Genomic DNA, 24386 nt, shown 5'->3' on the forward strand with positions numbered 1-24386 from the left:
GATGGGACGGGACGTACAACGGCAACAGGATGCCGAGCAGCGATTACTGGTTCACGGTAATCTACGACGAACCGCTCACCGACCAGAGAAAGGAGTTCAGAGCCCATTTTACCTTGAAACGTTAAAAGAAATTATGAGATTTAAAAAGTTTTGTTTATTAGCATTTACAGCCTTATCAGCAAGTTTTAGTTTTGCTCAGGAGGGTATTCCAATTTATTCAGATTACTTGACAGATAACTATTATCTGATACACCCGTCTATGGCTGGAGTAGCTAATTGTGCCAAGGTGAGATTGACAGCTAGGCAACAATGGTTTGGAGTTGACGATGCGCCAAGTTTACAAACCTTAAGTGTAAATGGTAGATTAGGTGATTCTCCAGTAGCACTAGGTGGAGTCCTATTTAATGATTCGAATGGTTACCATTCTACCGTAGGGGGTTATGCTACATTTGCCTATCATTTAATGTTTTCTAGAAATGAGATAGATTTGAATATGCTATCTTTTGGTTTGAGTGCGGGGTTTTTACAGTACAAATTAGACGAAACGGATTTTTTAGCTCCTGGAGAATTTGATCAACTTATTGCTGGTATAGAACAAAGCGCAACGAATTTTAATATAGACGTGGGGTTTTCTTACCATTTTATAGATTTTTACGCACATTTCACTGCAAAGAATATTCTTAAAAATGAAGGTATCAATTTTAATGATCAAGGTTTTGAGTTTGATAATTTAAGAACCTATTTGTTTTCAACAGGTTACACCTTCAGTAAATTTGGAAGTGATTGGAGCTATGAACCTTCAATTATGTTTATGTACAGAGATGCTACGGAAGAATCTACAATTGATATTAATGGAAAGGTGTATCGTGAAATGGATTTTGGTAAAATTTGGGGGGGATTATCTTACAGACGTAGTTTGGACGGAGCAGAATTTGTAGATGGTTCTGGCGTGAGTAGCCAAAAATTACAATACATTACACCTTTTATAGGGGTAGATTATAATAATTTTGTTTTTGCTTACACTTATTCGTATCAGGCAAATACAATAAATTTTAACACGGGTGGATTTCATCAAATAACATTAGGTTATAACTTTAATTGTAAGCGAGAGAAGTTTGAATGTAACTGTCCTGCAATTAACTAAAAATTAAAAAAGGCTTGATTTTTAATCGAGCCTTTTTTGTCTTCAGCTATTCCCAAACATAGTTTTTCTTTTTTGCTTGAGTTTTTATAGCGTTTACCAAGGCGTTTTCTAATCCATTCTTTTTGTCTTTGGATTTTTCAGCAATGTATGTTTTACGTTTTACATTAAGTTTGGCTATCTCGTTTTGAAGCTTTTCACGTTCGGTTCTTTTCTTTTTTACATAAGATTTGATGTCGTCTTTTGATTTGCCTTTCAGTTCTTCTGGTAATTGTTCATCGTTTATTCCATCATAAGAAAAGCCTGCTTCTTTTTCTGCATCAACTAAATCCCATGAGCTGTTTTTATACAATCTAGAACTTTTACTGACTGTTCTACTAACAGCATTTGCTTTGTCATAACTCAAAGCATTTTCATCTTGCTGTGCCTGCATTTCCATTTTTTGTCGTCCTAAATAGCCATAAGCAATATAAGTTTTATTCAATTTTTCATTGAGTTCTAAAATTTTATCATCATAAGGAGAGGCAATATGAACAGTTGCTTTATTATGGTTAATCGCCATATAATTACCATGCGTTAAATCTGCACCATCTTTCCAGTGACCAGAAATGCCTTGATTGTATTCGCCACAAAAGATAGTATTTACGGTAACATCTTTTTGATGCGCAAGTTGAGATGCTTCTTTGTAACTTACTCTACCTTGCGTGTAAGGCTCGTTTCCTGCAATGAAAATTAATTTTAAGTCGTCTTGCTTGTCTCCCCAATTGAGTTGATCTAAAGCCGTTTTAATGACCTTACCGCAGTACTCATTTCCTCCATTTGTTGTTAAAGAGAATAATGATTTTGATATTTCATCTAAATCATCACTAAAAGCAAGTACTTGTCTTAGATAACCTTCATCTGCATTTAGATTGTCATTTCCATATTCGTACAATGCAATCTTTAAATTTGGGCTCTTTTCTCCGCATTTAGCATAAGATAATTCATTTACAACTTCCCATAATTGAGCCTTAGCCTGATCAATTAAGCCATCCATGCTATTACTTGTGTCTAGTAATAATGCTACTTTAATTTCAGCCTTTTCAGACTTTAAGGTTGTTTCAATGACTGTTTGATTTAGTCCTAAATCTTGAGGGTTTTGTTTTGCGTTTGCATTGCAGGCTGTAAGGGATATCATTCCCAGTAATACAGCGAAGTGTTTTGTAACTGCTTTCATTGTTTTAATTTTTTGTATTTAATTCTTTCACATCTATGGTGCCATTTGGTGAAATGACATAGTATTTATGTTCTATTTCCGTTTTGGTAATTGTTTGTTGCTTTGGTTCTTTTGGTTTTGGAGTATAGAGTAGTTTTATATTCATACCTATTTGAACCACTGGTTCTAAGATTGATGGATTAACAACAATATCATACTGCTCATAAGTGAGTGGTTGGTAGTAATATGAGGTTTGCTTTTTTGCACTGGTAACTCCTTTGTTGGTCTTTAAAGCTTCAAAAGACACACTATTATAGGCCTGATAACTTTGATAGAAGTCCTTTGGAAAATAACAGTACTTATCATCTGCTATTTTAATATCGTAGTTGGTAAGGTCAAAACCAAGGGTAGTGTAGTAGGCTTTTTTATTTGCGATAAGCTTTAGTAACTCATCTTGAAGATTTTTATATACCTCTTGTATGTTTTCAATAAAATAATCAACTTTTATCAAGTTGTAAACTTCGCTCTTGGCACAAGCTTCCAAAATGCTTTCAAATTGACTAGTTTTAGTAAACTGAATATGAATATTTTGTTGCAACTCAAAACCTTTTGGAACTTCAGTATACGTTTTGCTAAACAGCTTTTTGGTGACTTCAACTTCATATACGGGTACAAAAGAAATCACATCTACAGCAAAATCTTTTTGGGTAATCCCAAGTGCGTTCAGTCTGGTTTTAATATTATCTACGCGCTCTTTCATAAGGGCGTTGGTAGCTTCAGCTGTTTCACCAATTTGAGATAAATTAAAAACAGCCGTATAGGTTGTAGCACTTACATTTTGTAACGCTTTAACATCTATTGTGATGACGTCACTGGGGTGTAAAGTTTTATTGATTTGTCTTTGAATGGTAGGGTTGTAAATGTTAGTATTTCCAGAAGTTAAAATGTTTTGTCTAGAAATGTCTTGTGTGATTTGATTGTAGTTTCCTTTGTGTTGTGCCATTATAAAATTAGCACACGCAAGGAGTAGCAATGATGCTAAGCTGCTTTTTTTCATTTTAAATTTATGTTTTTGATTAATGATTTGTAAAACTCTGCTGAAAAGACAGAAATAAAAATTCAGAATGAGTAAAAGCGACCTATAAATGAGTGAAGCTTAAACCTAAATAAGTTAACCGTAATATTTTAGGGATTGAAAGTGCATAAAATTGAAGTGGCCATTTTTTGATACCAAATAAAGTATGTAAGTTAGTCCTATTAATACCTTATTTTGATAAAAATAAATCAAACATATTGCCTCATAGTTTTATGCCTATTTACATTGCTGAGTTTTGGGCAAGACAAAAGAATAAACACCAAAAGTGACGACGGCTTTTTTACTGTAAGAGGCTCTGTTTATTTAAAGGATACACGAGAGCCTATTGATAATGTAAGTATACAAATAAATGATGGCAGATATACCCGTACGGACAATTTTGGAAAGTTTGTAGTCAATGCACGTGTAGGAGATAAACTTACTATAATGCATGATGATTTTGAGACTGTGCATTATACCATTTTAAATGATGAACGCATTACAATATTAGTAGAAGAACAAAATAGGTCGCGTTATAAAAGTAGTCGAGCAGATGATACTTTGATACGCTATAATCAAATGATAGATTCGGCTGATGCTTACCTAAAGAAAGACGCTGCAAAAAGCATAAAGTTTATAGGCGATGCCTTAAATTATAACGTGTCATCTAGGCAAAGTGCTGAAGCACATGAACTTTTGGGAGATGTTTATATCTATTGGAAACAGTATGACCTTGCCATATCAGCTTATAAAATTAGTCTTCAGAATTTTGAAGTGTCTTCGGCAAAACTCAAACTGGCTCAGACTTATATTAAGAATGAAGATTATCAAAAAAGTATAGATATATATAAAAGTCTAGATGAAGAAAATTTGTCTAATTACCAAAAAACGGAATTGCATGAAGGTCTTGGTGATGCTTATTTAAAATTAAGGAATATACAACGAGCAATCACTTCTTATCAAAAAGGATTAGAGATTGCAAAACAACATTTAATAGCACCAAAAGTTACTGATCTAAACTCAAAAATAGCAGAAGCCTATAACGCCAAAGGTGAAGTTGAAAAAGCAAAGGGTTTCTATAGTAACTCCCTTAAATTGGCAAAGAAAGAAAACAAAAAACGTGCTATTGAAGAACAGGTTAAAGTTGCGGAGTTCAATAGCTTAAATATGGAGTACGATAGCGAGATTGAGCTAAGAAAAGATGTAATAGAAACACTAGAAGATATAGAAAAGGATTCTATATTACCTAATGAAAGTCCGTTAACACCGCAAAAGCAAAACTACAAATTGGGTAATGCCTATCTACTTAATAACGATTTAGAGAACGCTATTCCATCTTTTAAAAAGAGTATTGAAGAAGCGGATAAAAAAGAAGATTTAGATGTAAAAAAAGATGCTACTAGAAAGCTGTCCGAAGCACTCATAGATGCAGGTAATGCAGAAGAAGGCCTTAAATGGTTGAATGAATACAAGAAAACAGTAGATGAGTTGTATGCAAAAAAGGTACAGGAAATTTCGCAAGCAGCGCGTTTTAGCAGAAACATTGCCGAACAACAAAACAGGATTACATCCTTAGAAAGTGACAGAGCTTTATCTAAAAGTAAATACGAGCTAACCCAAGAGCGCAACAAACGCCAGCAACTTATTATTTACTCGTTAATTGGGGGATTAATTCTTTTACTAATCACAGGATTTTTAATGTATAAATACATTAAGCAACAACGTTTAGCTAACAATCTTTTGGCACTAAAGTCATTGAGAAGCCAAATGAATCCGCACTTTATATTTAATGCCTTAAATTCAGTGAATAGTTTTATTGCCACTAACGACGAGCGTACAGCCAATAAGTATTTATCCGATTTTTCTCAATTAATGCGTTCGGTTTTAGAAAATAGTGAAGAAGATTTTATTCCGCTACAAAAGGAAATTGAATTACTTCAATTATATACCAAACTTGAACATTTTAGATTTCAGGATAAGTTTGATTACTGCATTGATGTAGACGAGACTATAAATGTTGAAGAATTTCAAATACCTCCAATGCTATTGCAGCCGTACATAGAAAACGCGGTTTGGCATGGTCTGCGCTATAAAACCGAAAAAGGCCATTTGAGTATTGCCATACGGCCAAATTCCCTAGATGAAATTACCATAACTATTGCAGACGATGGTATTGGTAGAACACGTTCTAAGCAAATGAAGACCGATAACCAGAAAAAGCAGAATTCAAAAGGGATGAATAACATAAAAAAACGCGTGGCCATTTTAAACGAAATGTATAAGGACAAAGTAGATGTAACGATTGATGATTTTCAACAGTCTGATGATACAGGAACCAAGGTTGTTGTTACTTTAAAAAAGGATTAAAACAAAAGAAGAATGAAACTAAATTCAATCATAGTCGAAGACGAAGAAACTAGTAGAGCGATTCTTCGAAATTATCTCACTAAATACTGTCCAAATATTTCAATTGTGGGTGAAGCTGCTAATGTCGAAGAAGCGCTGGTTCTTATAAGAAATAATGATTTAGACGTAGTTTTTTTAGACGTAGAAATGCCCTATGGTAATGCGTTTGATTTATTGGATAAAGTAGGCCATATAGATTTTGAGACCATTTTTGTGACAGCATATAATCATTATGCTATTGAAGCCTTAAATGCGCATGCATCGTATTACTTAATGAAACCTATTTCCATAGATGAACTCATTAAAGCCGTAGATTATGTTACTGAAATTAAAGCTAAGGAAGACGCTTTACAAGATCAGGTTTTGGTGCCTAAAACCAATGCTGTAAACGGTAAAATCACCATACCACAGCAAGATGGTTTTGAAGTTTTAGAAACGGCAGATATAATGTATTGCAAAGCCGATGATAACTACACGGAAATCTATCTAAACAACAACAAGAAAAAGCTGGTAAGTAAGACTTTAAAATATATTGAAGAAAGTCTTAAAGATGCCAATTTTGCTAGAGTACATAAGAGCTATTTAGTTAATGTGAATGAAGTCGTAAAGTATGTCAAAGGCAAAGGAGGAAGTGTTGTTTTAAGCAATGGAAAGGAAATTATGGTATCAGCCTCTAAAAAAGCAGATTTGTTGGCTTATTTTAAATAATGACTTTTAAAAAACATAAAAAGCCATGGCCAACTAGAGCGGTTATGGAACAGATTTATAAGCAACATTTTTGGGGAGGAAAAGATTTTGATTTTTACTCAGGTGAAGGCTCTCACAATCCTGAAATTACTCAGCCGTACATTGATGCTGTAAACAATTTTTTAAAATCACATAATTGTCAACTCACGGTTTGCGATCTAGGTTGTGGCGATTTTAATGTTGGAAAAGAATTAGTTCCGTTTACATTAAAATATAATGCAGTAGACATCGTAGATGATTTAATCGAAAAAAATAAAGGTTTGTTTAATCCAAAGCATTTAAAGTTTGAGTGTTTGGATATATCCCAAGATCAATTACCGAAGGCAGACTGTGCCATTTTAAGACAAGTGCTTCAGCATTTATCTAATAAAGAAATTCAACAGGTTTTAGACAAACTCTCTACTTATAAATATTTGATTTTAACGGAACACATTCCTATTGGTTCATTTACCCCTAACATTGATATTATTGCCAATAGTCAAAACCGATTAAAACACAATAGTGGTGTGGATATTTTGGCCGAGCCTTTTAGTTTTAAAGTAAAGGATTTTAAGGTTTTATGCGAGGTTATATTAAATGATAATACTCTAATTGCAACAACTTTGTTTAGATTATAAACTCATGAGATAGACGCTAAGGCTAAGCGTTAATTTCTCTCAATAGCCAAAGGTAATCTTCTCTGTCCTTTACGAAATCCTTGTCAGAGATATCAATAATTTTCACTTTTAATTCAGTTTGATTTCTCAAGAAATTGAGATAACCAGCGTTTATTTTTTCAAGGTACTCATCTTGAATGTCGCTTTCGTATTTACGACCACGCTTTTTTATGTTAGCTTGCAAGCGTTCCGTATTCTGGTAGAGATAAACATAAAGATCTGGTCTGGCAATATCTTTATAAACCAGGTAAAATAGCTTTCGGTATAATCTAAATTCATCATCGGCTAAAGTGACTTTAGAGAAAATTAGTGACTTGTGTACATCATAATCACTTACCATAAAATCTTTAAAAAGATCTAATTGCGATAAATCATCACTAATCTGTTGGTACCTATCTGCTAAAAAAGACATTTCTAAGGTAAAGGCATAGCGTTCTGGCTCTTTGTAAAACTTTGGTAAAAACGGATTATCAGCAAAGCGCTCTAAAATCAATTTGGCGTTAAAATCTTGCGCTATTTTATTAGCTAAACTCGTTTTACCTGCGCCAATATTGCCTTCAATCGCAATAAAATTATAGTTGCCAAAATCAAAGCCGTTTTTTGGGTTTTTAAGCCAGATTTTAATAGGGTTGACTTTAGATTCACCCTTACAGTCCTCTAATAATTCATTAACGGTTTTCTGAAAAACAGGATGTTTTACATCTCTCGCAATATCAGATAATGGTGCTAGTACAAACCTGCGTAGGTGCATGGCTGGATGTGGAACTAAAAGGGAGGCTTCATTAATGACGTCGTCATTATAGTACAAAATGTCCAAATCGATCTCACGAGATTCATAGGTATCAGACTTTTTAGTACTTCTACCTAAGTTAGATTCAATTTGCTTGAGCATTTTTAGAAGCTTTTTTGGCTTCAACACCGTTTCAACTTTAATGCAAGCGTTGTAAAAATCTTCACCTTCAAATCCTACAGCAGGTGTTTCATAAACCTTAGAGATTTTATGTACAGTCCCAATTTTTTCAAAAACAGTATTGATGGCATCTTGCAAATACTGTAATCTGTTGCCCTTGTTACTTCCTAATGCTATGTAGACGGTATTGGTCGGTGTCATAGAAAGTTCAAAATAACTAAAACAATTTTTAATAGATTATCTTTACAACAACAATTTATTAACCATTTTAAATGTCATTAAAAGACAAGCTTCTAGCCCAACGTATTTACCTTTTATTAGGAAGTCTTTTTATAACCTCATTAGTGGTGTCCAATCTTATTTTTCAGAAGTTCTTTTATTGGTACCCTTTAGATGTTGAAGTGTTTGATAGTAAATTATTTGAAATTTCAGTAGGTATTTTGCCATATCCCATAACCTTTTTAATTACGGATTTAATCAGTGAAATTTATGGTAAAAAGCGAGCCAATGATGTTGTAGTCGCTGGGATTTTTGCGTCGTTATTCTCCGTAGGCATCATTTTAGTTGCTGATAGTGTGCCGGCATTAGAAAAATCTCCCATAAATGACGAAACGTTCAAACGTGTGTTTAGTAAAACCATTATAGCTGTAGGCTCAAGTATGTTTGCTTATTTGTTTGCGCAGTTTATTGATATTAGAATTTATCACTTCTGGAAAAACTTAACCAAAGGAAGACACCTTTGGTTGCGAAACAATTTTTCTACTTGGATTTCCCAGTTTGTAGATACACTGTCCATCATAAGTTTGCTTTGCTATTTTGAAGTGTTACCTTGGTCGAGCTTCAATGGACTTTTAATAAGTGGATTTTTATTTAAAGTTTTAGTAGCATTTTTTGATACACCATTTTTATATCTAGGTGTATATCTATTCAGAAGACGATTTAAGCTTAAGGTGAATGAAGAAATTGTTTTAACCTAATCTTGTTATCAAATCATTAAAATCTTACTAAAGTTTCGTAGTTCTACAACTATTCTTCTCAATTTTGCGTATAAACTATAGAAGTTATACACTATCAAGCTATGAAGAAAATTTTTAAGATTTTAGGAATTATTTTGCTCATCTTTATTGCTGTTCTCGTTGCAGTTCCCTTTGTTTTAGAATCTAAAATAGATGCTATTGTTCAAAATTATGCCGATGAGAATCTTGATGCGGATCTGAGTTTTGATGACATAAGTTTAAGTCTCATTTCCAGTTTTCCTAAGGCAGAAGTCCGTGTTGAAAATCTTAAAATTACAAATAAAGCTCCGTTTAAGGATGAAACTTTAGCCACAGCAAAAGCCATATCTTTTGAAATGCCAATAGGTGAATTATTAAAAGGAACAGAAGAACCTTTAAGAGTGAATGAGATTATTGCAGACGAATTGTTGCTAACATTAAAAACCAATAAAAACGGCAGCACAAATTACGATATCGTAAAACAAGCTGAGGATTTTTCAGAGGTCTCAACACCTGAAGAGCAGTCTTCTGGTTTTAGTTTTGATATTCAATATTATGAAGTAAACAATAGTGCCTTTACTTATATAGACGAAGGGTCCAATACAAGTTTTTACATTGCAGAACTAAATCATAACGGTAAAGGTATTTTCTCTGCTGAACAATCGGAATTAGACACCAAAACGGAAGCTAGAATTAGTATGTCTATAGATAGTACTGAGTATTTGAGTAATAACAATATAAAATTAGAGGCATTAATTGGTTTAGACTTAGAAGAAAACAAATATAGCTTCAAAGAAAACAAAGGTTATATTAATGCATTGCCATTAGAGTTTGAAGGTTTTGTGCAAATGGTTGAAGATGGACAGTTAATAGACATAACCTTTAAAAATCCTGAATCTTCATTTAAAGATTTTTTAGCCGTTATACCTGAAGTTTATGCCAAGAATATAGAAAATGTCAACACAACAGGAAACTTCACGGTAATAGGTATTATTAAAGGTTTAGTATCTGAGCAAACTATACCAAACATAGACATTAATATGCGTTCTGATAATGCCTCGTTTAAATATCCAGATCTCCCAAAACGAGTTACCAATATTATGATTAATGCTTCAGTAAAAAACACCACTGGAATTGCCGATGATACCTATGTAGACCTTAATCAACTAGATTTTAAAATTGATGAGGACGTTTTTAAATCCGAAGCGCACATTAAGAATCTAACCAGTAATATACGTGTTGATGCCGATTTAGACGGTGTTTTAAATCTTGGTAATATTACCAAAGCCTACCCTATAGAATTTGAAAATCAATTGAGTGGTATTTTAAAGGGTAAACTCAATACATCTTTTGATATGGATGCTATTGAATCAAATGCATACCAGCGGATAAAAAATAATGGAAGTGTTTCAGTTTCTAATTTTATCTTTTCGTCCGAAGATATTGTTAATCCCATGCAAATTAACAAAGCAGATTTAACTTTTAATCAAGGTTCCGTTAGTCTTAATAGTTTTAATGCACAAACAGGGAAAAGTGATTTCTCTGCAACAGGTACCATGAATAACTTATTAGGGTTTTTGTTGAGCGATAAGAAGTTGCAAGGCGATTTTAATGTCACATCGAACACGTTTGCTATTTCAGATTTTATGGTTGAAGATGAATCAGCTACTGAAACGTCAAATAAAAAGACTTCAAGTAGTGAATCGTTAAAAATTCCGGATTTCTTAGACTGCTCCATTACGGCAAATGCAAAAACAGTAATTTACGACAATCTAAACCTAAAAAACGTAAAAGGTGAATTGCGCATTAAAGATCAAAATGCCAATTTGAGCAACATGACCTCAGATTTATTTGATGGTCAGTTGGGCATTTCTGGTAATGTTAATACAAAAGAAGCAACACCAAAATTTGATATGAAATTGGCAATGCAACAGTTTGATATTTCACAGTCCTTTAAAGATTTAGAAATGCTTCAAGCGCTAGCGCCAATTGCCAAAGTGGTGCAAGGAAAATTAAATTCTACCATAAACGTCAGTGGTCTTTTGGACGAAAATTTCTCACCAGATTTAGCAACTATTTCTGGAAATGCATTGGCAGAACTGTTAACGTCTAGCATAGATGTTAGTAAAAGTCCATTGTTATCTGGTTTGGGTAGTCAGCTGGATTTCATAGATTTTACACAGCTTCAAAAAGATATCAAAACCAAATTGAGTTTTGAGGATGGAAGAGTAAATGTTCAGCCATTCAGAATAACATATAAAGATATACCTATTGAGGTTTCAGGATCACATAGTTTTACAAATACAATGAGCTATAGTGCAGTATTACAAGTGCCAGCAAAATATTTGGGTAGTGATGTTAATCGATTAATAGGTCAGATCAATGATGCTGAGGTCAACAAAATTTCAGTTCCAGTTACAGCAAATATTGGAGGCACATTTTCTAGTCCATCAATTTCAACGGATCTAACAAGTGGAATCTCTAACCTTACTGAACAATTGATAGAAATCCAGAAGCAAAAAGTGATTGGCAAGGGTAAGGATAAAATCAATGATCTCTTAGATAATTTTTTAGGTGGTAATAATAAGTCCACAAAAACAGATTCTACCAATGTTAAATCCGACAGTACCAAGAAAGATCCTAAAGAAGCCATTAAAGAAGGAGTCGGTAATGTTTTAGGAGGAATCCTAAATGGAAAAAAGAAAAACGATAAAAAGCCACAAGATTCCATAAAAAACAACTGATTTTGATTAAAACGGTTCGTTTTTAATGTGTTGTTTGTTAATAATTGCACAAAATTTTGGTTATCTAAATTATTTGATTATAATATAGGTTCACAAAATTTCAGTAAACTACATGAGGCAACTTAAGATTACCAAGCAGGTAACTAACAGAGAAGACAAATCACTAGACAAATACCTACAAGATATAAGTAAAATCCCTTTAATCACGGCAGACGAAGAGGTAGAACTCGCACAACGCATTAAAAAGGGAGATCAGGAGGCTTTGGATAAACTAACCACGGCCAACTTGAGATTTGTGGTTTCGGTAGCAAAACAATATCAAAATCAAGGATTAAAACTCCCGGATTTAATAAATGAAGGTAATGCAGGTTTAGTAAAGGCTGCCAAGCGCTTTGATGAAACTAGAGGTTTTAAATTTATATCTTATGCAGTTTGGTGGATTAGACAAGCTATTTTGCAAGCTTTGGCAGAGCAATCGCGTATTGTGAGGTTACCATTAAACAAAATAGGTACCATCAATAAGATTAATAAGACTTTTTCTCATCTTGAGCAAATTCATCAGCGACCACCAAATGCTGAAGAGATTGCAAGAGAACTGGACATTAGTACGCGAGAGGTAAAACAATCGATGAAGAATTCTGGGCGTCATTTATCAATGGATGCTCCTTTAAAAGAAGGCGAGACCTTTAGCCTGTATGATGTGGTAAGCGAAAGCGAATCCCCAAGACCAGATAAGGATTTGATGCGAGCTTCATTAAATACTGAAATAGAGCGCGCTTTGGATACATTAACCCAAAAGGAAAGTGATGTTATTCGTCTTAACTTCGGTATTGGTAATCAACCACCAATGACTTTAGAAGAAATAGGCAGTATTTACGACCTTACTAGAGAGCGTGTTAGACAAATTAGAGAAAAGGGTATAAGACGATTACGTCACGCAAGTAAAAGTAAAATATTAAAGACTTATTTAGGTTAATTAATATAGGGTGAAGCCTTGGTCGGTATTACCCATGAATAGTATAGAAGTCTGTTTGAAAAAAAATATATTAATTTCTTGATTATTGAGATAAATTATTTTTTATTTTCAAATAGTTAGCCTATATTTGCCGACCATTTGCAAGAATAAGATAATAAAAAACTAGCGATAGATGATTAAAATCGAAATTAAAGAAGGAGAGAATATAGAAAGAGCTCTTAAGCGTTACAAGCGTAAGCACAGAAATGTACAGATTATGCAAAACTTAAGAGAGTCTCGTTATTTCACTAAACCATCTGTTAAGAGAAGAAGAGAGATTCAAAAAGCACAATATATTCAAGGTTTAAGAGACGCAGAAAACATCTAGGTCTCTAGCTTTTTATTTTAAGATATCAAAAGAGCAACGTTATGTTGCTCTTTTTTCGTTTCATCTGTTTGAGATTATCTAAACGTTTCGTTTTCTGCCCTAACTTCTAAAGGTTCAATTGGGCAATCTTCATAAAAATGCTCGAACGTTTTAGAGGTGGTATAATTATCTGTTAATACCTTATAAACCATAATAATAATAAATACTTGTCCAATAACGGTCAAATAAAACACCCAATTAAATGGAAAATCCATGGCGCACATTATGGTAATGGTAATCAATAGTAAGGTGGTAATAGCAACGTAAAGGAATGGTGACTGCTTCATCTTCTTTTTGTTTAAAGTTAAAAATTAAAAACTAAACAAAACAGGTTTTAACGCAATCCTAACATAAATATTTAGATGTTTAATTCTACCACCAACCCTTCGTTTCCTCTAACGTTAAATACGGTATTGTCTTGAAAAATGAGGTATTGCCCTTTGATACCTGCCAATGTACCTGAATAGGTCATTTGTTTTTCAATATTAAGACTTTTGGGCTTTTCAGGATAGTGCTCTACCGGAAAGTTAAGATGGGTCTCTGTATTATTATCTATAAAGTAATCTTTAACTTCATTTGGTATATAAGGCTTTAATCGTTGTCTCCATTCAATGAGATCTTCATCGGCATTATCATTTCTAAGCATTTTTCTCCAATTCGTTTTATCTGCAACATGATCTTTTAAAGCAACTTCGGTAATACCGGCCAGATAACGATTAGGAACTTCAACAATTTCAATAGCTTCATGTGCACCTTGATCAATCCATCGTGTAGGAACTTGACTTTTGCGGGTTACACCAACTTTGACATTACTAGAATTTGCCAAATAGACAATATGAGGCTGTAACTGCACCTTTTTCTCATATTCTAGATCTCTATCTTCTTTGTTTAAGTGTGCGGTGCTTAGCTCTGGTCGCATTATCCAGTCACCAGCAACAGGTTTATCAAAAAAGCAGCTCTTACAAAACCCTTGTCTGTAAATGGGTTTGTTTAAACCACAGCTAAGACATTGATGTCCTACAAATTTCATTTCAATAGTTTTGTTAATGAGTTGATTCATGTGAATAAAATCATTCTCAAACACCAAATAATATTGAATTGGGTCTAAAAACTCTGTCTGCATTTTCGTAAGAACACCTGTGTAAACCATAAAAGAATTTTAGTATTTTTAGCATTGCTAAATTAGCCAAAATATGCCAATTCCTATTGTAAATTCAATTGCTTCTTGGTTTTTGAAAAAACGAATTCACCAGATAGAATTGTTTTTGAAATACCCAAACGAAGTCCAGAACGAACTGCTTTTTAGTCTTCTTAAATTTGCTAAGGATACAGAAATTGGTAAACAACACGATTTTGCCTCAATAAAAACATATAGGGAGTTTTCCGAGCGCTTACCAATAGTGAGTTATGAAGATGTTCAACCGCTAATAGAACGATCGCGCAACGGCGAACAAAACATTTTCTGGCCAAGACCCATAAGGTGGTTCGCAAAATCTAGTGGGACCACAGCTTCTAAGAGCAAATTTATTCCTGTTAGTACAGATTCCTTAGAGGATTGTCACTATGCAGCAAGTAAAGATTTACTGTGCATGTATCTTAATAATAACGAAGGTGCGCAATTATTTACAGGTAAAAGTTTACGCTTAGGAGGTAGTAAGGAACTTTATAAGGAAAACGGAACTGTTTTTGGAGATTTGAGTGCTATTCTAATTGATAATATGCCATTTTGGGCAGAATTTAGCAGTACTCCAAGCAGTAAAGTATCTTTAATGAGTGAATGGGAAAGTAAAATGCAGGCAATTGTCACCGAAACCATTGAAGAGAACGTCACGAGCTTGGCTGGTGTACCGTCGTGGATGCTGGTACTTTTAAACAATGTTTTGGATCAAACAGGAAAGGACAATCTTTTTGATATTTGGCCCAACCTAGAAGTTTATTTCCATGGAGGAGTAAGTTTTAATCCTTATATAGAACAGTATCGCGCTATTCTTCCTAGAAAGGATTTTAAATATTATGAAATTTATAACGCTTCTGAAGGCTTCTTTGCCATACAAGATCAGAATTACTCAGGCGATTTATTATTGATGTTAGATTACGGTATCTTCTACGAGTTTATTCCGATGGATACCTATGGCACCAAGGATCAGAAGGTAATCCCTTTAAGTGATGTGGAATTGGGTAAAAATTATGCCGTAGTGATTACAACCAATGCTGGACTTTGGCGGTATAAAATAGGTGATACCATTAGGTTTGTGAGTTTAAAACCTCATCGAATAAAGGTGTCGGGAAGAACCAAACATCACATCAATGCTTTTGGAGAAGAACTAATTATCGAAAATGCTGAGGACGCACTGAAGAAAGTATGTAAGCGAACCTCAGCTGAGATTGTAGAGTATACTGCAGCGCCTATCTTTATGAAAGGCAAGGAAAAAGGAGCACATGAGTGGATTATTGAGTTTAAAACACCGCCAAAAAACATGTCCTATTTTGAGGAGTTGTTCGACAATGCTTTAAAGGCTCTAAACTCAGACTATGAAGCGAAGCGCTACAACAATATGACCTTGAATAAGCCCAAGATTCACTGTGCCAGAACCAATTTATTCTACGATTGGTTAAAGGAAAACAATAAACTTGGCGGGCAGCATAAAGTACCGCGCCTTTCTAACTCTAGAGATTACCTAGACGAACTATTGGCATTAAATAATAAGGCTTAAATTTTCTCAACCCCATTCATCGTAAAAATGGTCATGTAAATTTCATACAACGAGATTTAAAATAACTTCAACCAAAAAAGAGTTGATGCTTTGAAGTTGATTCTATATTAGCTGTAAATAAACATGCTATTAATTAATTCCCTAAAATTATATAACATATTGTCAGCAATATTTATTAATCAATCCTAACCATAAAAAAAACCACAATTATATAATTGTGGTTTCTTTTTTTCCTATTTAATATTCTATTTAAGACACCGCTTTTAATTTTTTCAAAGTAGATTTACTTAACCTGTCTTCAGCATAAGATTTGGTCACATTCAACTTTGATTCTCCCGAACCAGGAAGATCAAACATGGCTTCGGTTAAGATTTCCTCACAAAGCGAACGCAAACCACGAGCACCAAGTTTGTACTCTATGGCTTTTTCAACTATATAGTCTAAAGCACCATCCGTTATTGTAAAATCAACCTCATCCATAGCAAACAATTTTTTGTATTGTTTGATAATGGCATTCTTAGGTTCAGTTAAGATGGCTCTTAGTGTATTGGCATCTAATGGGTCCATGTGCGTTAAAACAGGTAAACGACCTATAATTTCTGGAATCAAACCAAAATCCTTTAGGTCTTTTGGTATAATGTACTGAAGGATATTGTCGTCATCTACATGGTCATCTTTTATAGAACTATAACCAATGGCTTGCATATTGAGTCGTTTGGTTATGATGCGTTCAATGCCATCAAAGGCACCTCCCGCAATAAATAAAATATGTTCTGTATTTACTTCAATAAACTTCTGATCAGGGTGCTTACGGCCTCCTTTTGGAGGGACATTAACCACAGTGCCTTCTAAAAGCTTTAACAAGGCTTGTTGCACACCTTCACCAGAGACATCCCTAGTTATGGAAGGATTATCGCTCTTGCGTGCTATTTTATCAATTTCATCGATAAAAACGATACCGCGTTGTGCCTTTTCAAGGTTGTAATCTGCCGCTTGCAACAAACGTGTTAAGATACTCTCAACATCCTCACCGACATAACCCGCTTCAGTTAAAACGGTGGCATCTACAATTGCTAGTGGTACATTCAGCATACGAGCAACCGTTTTTGCCATTAAGGTTTTACCGGTACCGGTTTGCCCAACCATAATGATGTTACTTTTTTGTATTTCAATATCATCATCCGAAGGTGGTTGTAACAATCGCTTGTAATGGTTGTAAACCGCAACAGACATCACTCGTTTAGTGTATTCTTGCCCTATGATATACTCATCCAAGAAGGCTTTAATCTCCTTTGGCTTTTTTAGCATAAGCTCAGAACTCAGTTCAGAATTGCCTGATTGCTTAGATTCTTCTATAACAATACCATGAGCTTGTTCTATACAACGGTCACAAATATGTGCATCCAAGCCTGCAATTAATAAATTGGTCTCTGATTTTTTTCTACCACAGAATGAACATTCTAATTCTTCTTTCGCCATCTTTTGTTTTAAATTGTAGGGCTTTAACAAAACTTAAGCCTACTTTATTTACTTTAAGTATTTTTAAAAACGCTTTTCTAGTAATAAACTATTTTACTTGCGCTCCAAAACTTCATCGATCATACCGTATTCTAATGCTTCATTAGATCGCATCCAATAATCTCTATCGGAATCCTTTTCGACTTGTTCATAGGATTTTCCTGAATGTTTAGAGATGATATTGTAAAGTTCTTCTTTTACTTTTAAAGTTTCACGTACGGCAATTTCCATATCGGAGACTTGACCTTGTGTGCCACTCATTGGTTGGTGGATCATCACACGAGAGTGTTTTAAAGCAGAACGTTTCCCTTTTTCACCAGCACATAATAATACAGCTGCCATAGAAGCTGCAATTCCAGTACAAATCGTAGCAACATCTGGCTTCACAAATTGCATGGTATCATAAATACCCAAACCAGCATAAACCGAACCACCTGGTGAGTTGATATATATTTGAATATCTTTTGAAGCATCTACACTTTGCAAAAACAATAACTGCGCTTGTATGATATTAGCTACTTGATCGTTTACTCCAGTACCAAGAAATATGATACGGTCCATCATAAGACGAGAAAATACGTCCATGGCAACCGCGTTCATTTGACGCTCTTCGATAATATTTGGTGTTAGGTTGGTTGGGTACATGCTTGTTATGATTTTGTCATAATGTGCACTGTTTATGCCTTGATCCTTTATTGCGAACTTTTCAAATTCTTTTCCGTAATTCATTTAAATCTAGTTATTTATAATTAATGAAATTTATAGTTATGAGGTCCTGAAACGAGTTCAAGTTGACACAAAATTCTTGCGGAAATGAGTGCCAAAAAAAAGCGTAAAACTATTCAGTTCTACGCCTTAAAGATACTAATTTATTCAATAACCTTAACTGTAGAATTCTTTAACAAAATCATCGTAAGTGATTTCCTTTGTTTTAAGATTTGCTTCGTTTTTGTAAAGGTTTAATAATTTTTGACTCATTAACTGTTCTGATAATCGCTTAACCTCATCTTGGTTGGACATGATGCGAGCAGCAATATCTTCTAGTTCTTTTTCAGAAGGATTCAATTGACCAAACTGTGCCATTTGTCCTTTGATCATTTCCATAGCATAAGCTTTCAATTCTTCAAATTGAACCTGTAAATTATGGTCTGCAATGAGCTTACCTTCTATAAGTTGGTAACGCATGCTTTTTTCAGACTTTTCATATTCTTCTTTAGCCTGCTCTTCCGTCATTGGTTCTTCACCAGCGGTCTGCATCCATTTTTGAAGGAATTCGGCAGGTAAATCAAACGATGTACTTTCTAGCAAATACTCAGTTACATCATTCAATAATTTCTGGTCTCCTTGCTGTGCAAACTGCTTTTCAGAATCTTCTTTTATTTTTTGTTTTAACTCCGTAACTGAAGTCACCACCTTTGGACCAAAAAGTTTATCAAACAATTCTTGATCTAAATCGGCTAGCTCTCTTTGGTTAATTTCAGATACTTCAAAGTTTACCGTAACATCTAAGCCATGTGCGTCATCGTGCGAAACTTTAAGGAATGTCATTAAATCATGATCGTCATTAAAAAGTCCTTTGGTTTTAAGTTCAATAACATCACCAACTTTAGCTCCAATGAATTTTTTAGGATTTGTTTTTCCCTTCAATTTGTCTAAAGTGATTGTTGCAACATTCTCAATGCCTTCTTCCTCGTTGGAAAATTTACCAGTGATTTCAGAATCTTTAGTTATTTCATTTTGAGATACCAATTTGCCATATTGCTTTTGGATATGCTTAACCTGGTTCTCAATCATCTTGTCGTCTGCAACAATATTGTAATGGGTAATTGCTTTTTTTCCTTTTAGTTTTACTTCAAATTCTGGCGCTAAACCTAATTCAAACTCAAAGGAAAAGGCATCAGCATCCCAGTCTAAATCATCTTGAGCTTTTGGTAATGGGTTACCTAAAACGTCTAATTTTTCTTCAACCAGATACTTGCCTATAGCATCTTGAAGTAATTTATTAACTTCATCGACTAACACCGCTTTACCATATTGTTTCTTAACTAGGCTCATAGGAACATGGCCTTTTCTAAATCCAGGAATGTTAGCAGACTTACGGTAATCTGATAAGATCTTTTCAACTTTATCGCTGTAATCTTCTTTAGCGATATCTACTTTTACAACTGCATTTAATGCGTCGATGTTTTCTCTTGTAATATTCATTATGAATTAGTAACTAAAATTGGGCTGCAAAAATACAATATTTTTAACAACCCTACAACAGTTTAAACAATTGGTTTTTAGTCGGTTTTTTGCTCTTTGAAGATGCTATATAAAATAGACTGAAGGATAGACAACAAAATGCTAAATAGAATGGCTGTCCAAAAACTGTTAACAGCAAATCCGTCTACTAATTTATCGGCCAAAAGAATAATTAAAGCATTTATGACTAATAAGAATAATCCCAATGTTAAAATGGTTACTGGTAATGTAAAAATCACCAGAATAGGCTTAACGAATACGTTGAGGATTGCCAAAACAATAGCAACTATTATGGCGCCAACGTACCCATCTACAGTAACACCATTTAGGAGGTGAGCCAAAATAAATACAGCTAAGGCGTTTAATAGGAGTTTAATTATCAAATTCATGATTAATAGGTTTTTATTCTACTACAAATATTATTGGTATTGAAAATGGTATGGTTACAGGTTCACCCCTTTGTTCTCCTGGTTTAACTGTAGGTAATAGATTTATTACCCTAATGGCTTCTTCGACCAAGCCAGGATGATATGCTCTAGCTTTCGCATCAGTAACTTTTCCTTCTTTATCGATTTTAAAATTTAATATAATTCTTTGCCTGCCGTAAAGACCTAATCTACTGGCTAAAGTAGTATTAAATTTTGCGCCTATAAACTTAGAAACACCTTCATTTATGCACTTTTTACGAGCCTTATTACCAAATACTACTTCACAACCGGGATATACAGGTACTTTTTGTATAACACCGTCTGGCACCTTAGTTGCTTCGAGATTTAAAATCGAAGGATCATCTTTTATTTTAATTTTTTCAACTTTCTCCCCGTTTTCATCATATCGAATCCATATATCTGAAAATTTATCATTATTATAATAGCCCTTCCAAATAAGCGTTTGATTTTCATCATAACGCATTTCTATACCCTGTTTTTTTTCTTTTAAAATTGTGCCTTCAACCTTTAATTTTCCATTACTGTAAAATTGTTCATACGGGCCATTTCTATATCCATCTTCATAAGTTACTATCCATTCTAACTTTCCATCTTCATTGTATAATTTCCATTTACCAGCCAATTCATCTTCAAAATAATTAGCCTCAATCTCAAGTCCTCCATCTTCATAAAAACCTTTGTAATAGCCAGAAGTTAATTGTCTTTCATATTCTAATTCGCCGCTTTCATAATATCCATACACAATAAAGTCTTCATCAACTTTTACAATCTTTTTACTCACTATACCAGTATCATAAAAATTAATCTCTTCTTTATTTAACTCACCATCGGTATAACTATAAATGCGTGAAACCTGTCCATTTTTATAATATTGTTTCCACTCACCAACTCTTTCATCATTTTTATATTGGCCTACAACAAATAATTCTCCAGTATCATAAAAGTTTTGATAAGGACCATCTGGTTTATCTTGAGCTAATAAAAATTGAATTGAGAATAAATAAACTATTAGTATAATTGTTTGTCTCATATTTGAAAATAATCTTTTTATTTAATAAAATCAATTACAGCTTTATGAAAATCATCAGGATTTTCTGCATGTAGCCAATGACCTGCGTTTGCAATGGTGACAATTTTAGAGTTTGGGAAATGGCGATGGATTATAGTTTCATCTTGCTCACCGATGTATTCTGATCGGTCACCACGTAAAAACAGTGTATCTTTATTAAAAATGGCATGAATTGGTAAGGCCTCTCCAACTTCTGAAACATTCTCTTTTAATACAGGGAGATTGATTCGCAATCCTAACTGTCCTTTTTTTACCCAATACAGATTTTTGAGTAAAAACATACGAATTCCTTGGTCTTTAATGTAATTGCTCAGTGCTTCATCCGCCTCACCTCGACTTTTTATCTTTGAAAAATCTAGACTATTTAAACCTTCTAAAATAGTGTCGTGGTGTACAGGGTAGAAGCGTGGTGAAATGTCAGCAACAATGAGTTTATTAACCAATTCCGGGTAAGTTGCTGCGAATAACATAGCCGTTTTGCCTCCCATGGAATGTCCCAATAAAATTATATCACTTAGGTTATGGTGGTCACAGTAGGCTTTTAAATCGGCTGCCATTAATTCATAGTCAAAGTCTTCAGAATGAAAACTACGACCATGGTTGCGTTGGTCAACCAAATGTACTTGATAGTTAGATTCTGAAAATTCTTTAGCCAAGGTTTTCCAATTATCGCCCATACCCAAAAAACCATGGAGGATAATAAATGGTTTGCCATCACCAATAATATTTGAATGTAAAATCATTTTAATTTGTCTAGATACATTTTAATAACTTTTTCAGCACCAAGATACAAGCTTTCAGCTATTAGAGCGTGTCCAATAGACACCTCTAAAAGTCCGGTAATATTTTCTTTGAAAAATTTAATGTTGTCCAATGACAGGTCGTGCCCAGCGTTGATCCCTATATCCAAGGTGTTTGCTAAGCCTGCACATTCCATATAAGGTTTTATGCCGTCTTTGTTTCCTAAGCTAAACTGATGTGCAAACGCTTCGGTGTAAAGTTCTATTCGGTCAGTGCCTGTTTCTTTAGCTCCTTCAATTTGGTGTAAATCTGGATCTACAAAAATAGAAGTTCGAATTCCATTGTTCTTAAATTCTTTAATAACATCTATAAGAAAATCTTTATGCTTTATGGTATCCCAACCTGCATTTGAGGTAATGGCATCTTCAGCATCTGGCACCAAGGTCACCTGGGTAGGTTTTATATCAATAACCAAATCTATAAATTTAGGGATTGGATTGCCCTCAATATTATATTCTGTATAGACTTCAGGTTTCAAATCATACGCATCTTGATAACGTATATGTCTTTCGTCCGGTCTTGGGTGAATAGTAATACCTTCCGCGCCAAATCGTTGTGCGTCTTTTGCAAATTGAACTACGTTTGGCACATCACCGCCACGACTGTTTCTTAGTGTTGCGATCTTATTTATGTTAACACTTAGCTTTGTCATTTTCTAATTATTTTGAATAACAAAAATACAGAACTCATCTTGGGTTATTGTAGTTATTTTTGATTAATTTGCAGGATATTCAAACACCGATTATGCAGTTGCAGGATTTTGTTATAAACGATATAAAACCACTTAAAATCACCGATAAAATAGGTGATTTACAGATGCTTTTTAATCAGCTCACCTATTCACACATACCTATTCAAAGTGAAGGAGTTTATATGGGTTGTATTTCTGAAACTGATGTACATTGTTTTGATAGTGCTATAGCTATAAGTGATTGTAGCCATACCATTGAAGGCTTTTTTGTGAGGGATACAACCAATTGGCTTGATGTCCTAGAATCGTTTGCACAAAATGATTCGAATATAATGCCTGTTCTTGATGAGAAGAATACCTACTTAGGGTATTATGAACTTAATGATATTATCCACCTTTTTAATGAAACTCCTTTTTTTGCTGAGCCTGGTGGTATACTCATAGTTGAGAAAGGGATTCATGATTATTCGTTTAGTGAAGTGAGTCAGATCGTGGAATCTAATGATGCAAAATTGTTAGGAGCATTTGTTTCAAAGATGAGTTCGGATTTGGTTCAGATTACCTTAAAAATTGCCAATACAAGTCTAAATGAAGTTATTCAAACCTTTAGGCGCTATAGTTATAACATTGTATCAGGACATGAAGAGGATTCATACATAGAGAGCCTTAAAGAACGCTCCGATTATTTAGATAAATACCTAAATATGTAATGATGAAGGTTGCGATTTATGGTCAGAATTATGTCAAGGATTCTACACAGAGTGCCCTAAAAATTTTAATAGAGGTGCTTTTGAAATATGAGGTTGAGATTTTGGTTGAAGCAGATTTTTTTGATCAACAATTAGAAGAAATCCGAAACAATCCCTTTTTAAAAACGTTTTCAGAGTTAGATAAAAGCTATGACTTATTGGTAAGTATAGGTGGTGATGGTACCATATTAAGAACAATTACTCATGTTAGGGATACCGGTATACCAATCGTAGGTATCAATACAGGGCGTCTGGGTTTTTTGGCAACCATTCAAACTGAGGAAATTGAAGATGCCATTGCTCAAATTTTTAATGGCGACTACAAAATATCAGAGCGCACCTTATTACATGTGACCACTCAGCCAGATAATAATAGTATTGGCGATACTAATTATGCGCTTAATGAGATTGCATTAAGTAGAAAGAACACAACATCCATGATTACGGTAGAAACACATCTTGATGGTGAGTATTTAACATCGTACTGGGCAGATGGTCTTATTTTATCTACACCAACTGGTTCTACAGGGTATTCACTAAGTTGTGGTGGTCCAGTTATCACGCCAGAAGCTAATAATTTTGCACTGACACCAATTGCTCCGCACAACTTAAGTGCACGTCCCTTAATTATTCCAGATAAAACGATTGTGACCTTCAAAGTGGATGGTCGAGAAGATCAATTTTTAATGTCTTTAGACTCTAGGATAGTGACATTGCCAAATACTACAACTGTGACCATCAAAAAAGCTGATTTTGCCATTAAGATGGTCGAGCGACTAAATGAAACTTTTTTAGACACGCTAAGGAAAAAATTACTTTGGGGAGAAGACCGTCGTAATTAAGCCTTTTTTATACAATAAAAGCCCATAAATACTGTTTATCTCTAAGACAATTTCTGTC

24 protein-coding genes are annotated in these 24386 nt (G+C 34.1%); 12 read left to right on the forward strand and 12 right to left on the reverse strand.

Features of this window, described 5'->3' with window-relative positions; all coding sequences use genetic code 11:
* Positions 1-29 precede the first annotated feature (29 nt).
* Positions 30-125 (forward strand): hypothetical protein, encoded by a 96-nt coding sequence (locus ACFQ1K_RS00575; RefSeq protein ID WP_386133755.1) that lies wholly within the window; start codon positions 30-32, stop codon positions 123-125.
* Between the two features lie 8 nt (positions 126-133).
* On the forward strand, positions 134-1144 hold the full coding sequence (locus ACFQ1K_RS00580; protein WP_320555778.1) for a PorP/SprF family type IX secretion system membrane protein: 1011 nt from the start codon (positions 134-136) through the stop codon (positions 1142-1144).
* A 46-nt stretch (positions 1145-1190) separates the two neighbouring features.
* On the opposite strand, the gene ACFQ1K_RS00585 is transcribed toward ACFQ1K_RS00580, so the two are convergent.
* Together ACFQ1K_RS00585 and ACFQ1K_RS00590 are read right to left on the reverse strand one after the other, a co-directional pair.
* Positions 1191-2357 (reverse strand): vWA domain-containing protein, encoded by a 1167-nt coding sequence (locus ACFQ1K_RS00585; protein ID WP_320555771.1) that lies wholly within the window; start codon positions 2355-2357, stop codon positions 1191-1193.
* Positions 2358-2361: 4 nt separating this feature from the next.
* A complete protein-coding gene (locus ACFQ1K_RS00590; protein ID WP_320555770.1) occupies positions 2362-3393 on the reverse strand; it encodes an SIMPL domain-containing protein in 1032 nt (343 codons plus the stop codon).
* Between the two features lie 213 nt (positions 3394-3606).
* Here ACFQ1K_RS00590 and ACFQ1K_RS00595 point away from each other — a divergent pair, with 213 nt between their 5' ends.
* The 3 genes from ACFQ1K_RS00595 to ACFQ1K_RS00605 are packed head-to-tail and all read left to right on the forward strand — an operon-like array spanning position 3607 to position 7181.
* Positions 3607-5778 carry a tetratricopeptide repeat-containing sensor histidine kinase gene (locus ACFQ1K_RS00595; RefSeq protein ID WP_320555769.1) on the forward strand — a complete coding sequence of 724 codons (2172 nt, stop codon included), beginning with the start codon at positions 3607-3609 and terminating at the stop codon, positions 5776-5778.
* Positions 5779-5790: 12 nt separating this feature from the next.
* Complete coding sequence (locus tag ACFQ1K_RS00600) at positions 5791-6525, forward strand: LytR/AlgR family response regulator transcription factor (RefSeq protein ID WP_320555768.1); 735 nt, start codon at positions 5791-5793, stop codon at positions 6523-6525.
* Positions 6525-7181 carry a class I SAM-dependent methyltransferase gene (locus ACFQ1K_RS00605; RefSeq protein WP_320555767.1) on the forward strand — a complete coding sequence of 219 codons (657 nt, stop codon included), beginning with the start codon at positions 6525-6527 and terminating at the stop codon, positions 7179-7181. Before ACFQ1K_RS00600 ends, ACFQ1K_RS00605 begins: the two co-directional genes overlap by 1 nt.
* A 22-nt stretch (positions 7182-7203) precedes the next feature.
* Here the strand turns inward: ACFQ1K_RS00605 and folK are convergent, their stop codons facing one another.
* A complete protein-coding gene (gene folK / locus ACFQ1K_RS00610) occupies positions 7204-8331 on the reverse strand; it encodes a 2-amino-4-hydroxy-6-hydroxymethyldihydropteridine diphosphokinase (RefSeq protein ID WP_320555766.1) in 1128 nt (375 codons plus the stop codon).
* A gap of 71 nt (positions 8332-8402) precedes the next feature.
* Here folK and ACFQ1K_RS00615 point away from each other — a divergent pair, with 71 nt between their 5' ends.
* From ACFQ1K_RS00615 to rpsU, 4 genes are all read left to right on the forward strand, one after another.
* Entirely contained in the window at positions 8403-9107 is a 705-nt protein-coding gene (locus ACFQ1K_RS00615; protein ID WP_320555765.1) for a queuosine precursor transporter, read from the forward strand.
* 101 nt (positions 9108-9208) lie between these two features.
* Positions 9209-11869, forward strand: coding sequence for an AsmA-like C-terminal region-containing protein (locus ACFQ1K_RS00620; RefSeq protein ID WP_320555764.1), 2661 nt, complete (start codon positions 9209-9211; stop codon positions 11867-11869).
* Positions 11870-11981: 112 nt separating this feature from the next.
* Positions 11982-12845: a sigma-70 family RNA polymerase sigma factor gene (locus ACFQ1K_RS00625; protein ID WP_320555763.1), complete on the forward strand. Its 864-nt coding sequence runs from the start codon at positions 11982-11984 to the stop codon at positions 12843-12845.
* A gap of 172 nt (positions 12846-13017) precedes the next feature.
* Entirely contained in the window at positions 13018-13212 is a 195-nt protein-coding gene (gene rpsU, locus ACFQ1K_RS00630; RefSeq protein ID WP_296354683.1) for a 30S ribosomal protein S21, read from the forward strand.
* A gap of 74 nt (positions 13213-13286) precedes the next feature.
* Here the strand turns inward: rpsU and ACFQ1K_RS00635 are convergent, their stop codons facing one another.
* Both ACFQ1K_RS00635 and ACFQ1K_RS00640 read right to left on the reverse strand, forming a co-directional pair.
* Entirely contained in the window at positions 13287-13538 is a 252-nt protein-coding gene (locus tag ACFQ1K_RS00635; protein WP_320555762.1) for a hypothetical protein, read from the reverse strand.
* Positions 13539-13609: 71 nt separating this feature from the next.
* Positions 13610-14401 carry a DUF2797 domain-containing protein gene (locus ACFQ1K_RS00640; protein WP_320555761.1) on the reverse strand — a complete coding sequence of 264 codons (792 nt, stop codon included), beginning with the start codon at positions 14399-14401 and terminating at the stop codon, positions 13610-13612.
* Positions 14402-14444: 43 nt separating this feature from the next.
* Between ACFQ1K_RS00640 and ACFQ1K_RS00645 the strand changes: the two genes are divergently transcribed.
* Complete coding sequence (locus ACFQ1K_RS00645; RefSeq protein ID WP_320555760.1) at positions 14445-15965, forward strand: GH3 auxin-responsive promoter family protein; 1521 nt, start codon at positions 14445-14447, stop codon at positions 15963-15965.
* A gap of 249 nt (positions 15966-16214) precedes the next feature.
* On the opposite strand, the gene clpX is transcribed toward ACFQ1K_RS00645, so the two are convergent.
* The 7 genes from clpX to ACFQ1K_RS00680 all read right to left on the reverse strand — a co-directional run bounded on the left by clpX (position 16215) and on the right by ACFQ1K_RS00680 (position 22698).
* The gene (gene clpX / locus ACFQ1K_RS00650; protein ID WP_320555759.1) at positions 16215-17444 is read right to left on the reverse strand and encodes an ATP-dependent Clp protease ATP-binding subunit ClpX; all 1230 of its coding nucleotides are present in this window, start codon (positions 17442-17444) and stop codon (positions 16215-16217) included.
* 93 nt (positions 17445-17537) lie between these two features.
* Positions 17538-18212, reverse strand: a complete 675-nt coding sequence (gene clpP / locus ACFQ1K_RS00655; RefSeq protein WP_320555758.1) for an ATP-dependent Clp endopeptidase proteolytic subunit ClpP — start codon at positions 18210-18212, stop codon at positions 17538-17540.
* A 153-nt stretch (positions 18213-18365) separates the two neighbouring features.
* Positions 18366-19688, reverse strand: coding sequence for a trigger factor (gene tig / locus ACFQ1K_RS00660; RefSeq protein WP_320555757.1), 1323 nt, complete (start codon positions 19686-19688; stop codon positions 18366-18368).
* Positions 19689-19765: 77 nt separating this feature from the next.
* Positions 19766-20116: a phage holin family protein gene (locus tag ACFQ1K_RS00665; protein WP_320555756.1), complete on the reverse strand. Its 351-nt coding sequence runs from the start codon at positions 20114-20116 to the stop codon at positions 19766-19768.
* Between the two features lie 13 nt (positions 20117-20129).
* Entirely contained in the window at positions 20130-21206 is a 1077-nt protein-coding gene (locus ACFQ1K_RS00670; RefSeq protein ID WP_320555755.1) for an energy transducer TonB, read from the reverse strand.
* Between the two features lie 17 nt (positions 21207-21223).
* Positions 21224-21988, reverse strand: a complete 765-nt coding sequence (locus ACFQ1K_RS00675) for an alpha/beta fold hydrolase (protein WP_320555754.1) — start codon at positions 21986-21988, stop codon at positions 21224-21226.
* Positions 21985-22698, reverse strand: coding sequence for a pyridoxine 5'-phosphate synthase (locus tag ACFQ1K_RS00680; RefSeq protein WP_320555753.1), 714 nt, complete (start codon positions 22696-22698; stop codon positions 21985-21987). Before ACFQ1K_RS00680 ends, ACFQ1K_RS00675 begins: the two co-directional genes overlap by 4 nt.
* A 92-nt stretch (positions 22699-22790) precedes the next feature.
* Here ACFQ1K_RS00680 and ACFQ1K_RS00685 point away from each other — a divergent pair, with 92 nt between their 5' ends.
* Positions 22791-23447, forward strand: a complete 657-nt coding sequence (locus ACFQ1K_RS00685) for a CBS domain-containing protein (RefSeq protein ID WP_320555752.1) — start codon at positions 22791-22793, stop codon at positions 23445-23447.
* A gap of 2 nt (positions 23448-23449) precedes the next feature.
* The gene (locus tag ACFQ1K_RS00690; protein ID WP_320555777.1) at positions 23450-24328 is read left to right on the forward strand and encodes an NAD kinase; all 879 of its coding nucleotides are present in this window, start codon (positions 23450-23452) and stop codon (positions 24326-24328) included.
* Positions 24329-24386: the final 58 nt, after the last annotated feature.

This window comes from Winogradskyella aquimaris (assembly GCF_042676105.1).
In the GTDB taxonomy this organism is placed as follows: Bacteria; Bacteroidota; Bacteroidia; order Flavobacteriales; family Flavobacteriaceae; genus Winogradskyella; species Winogradskyella aquimaris.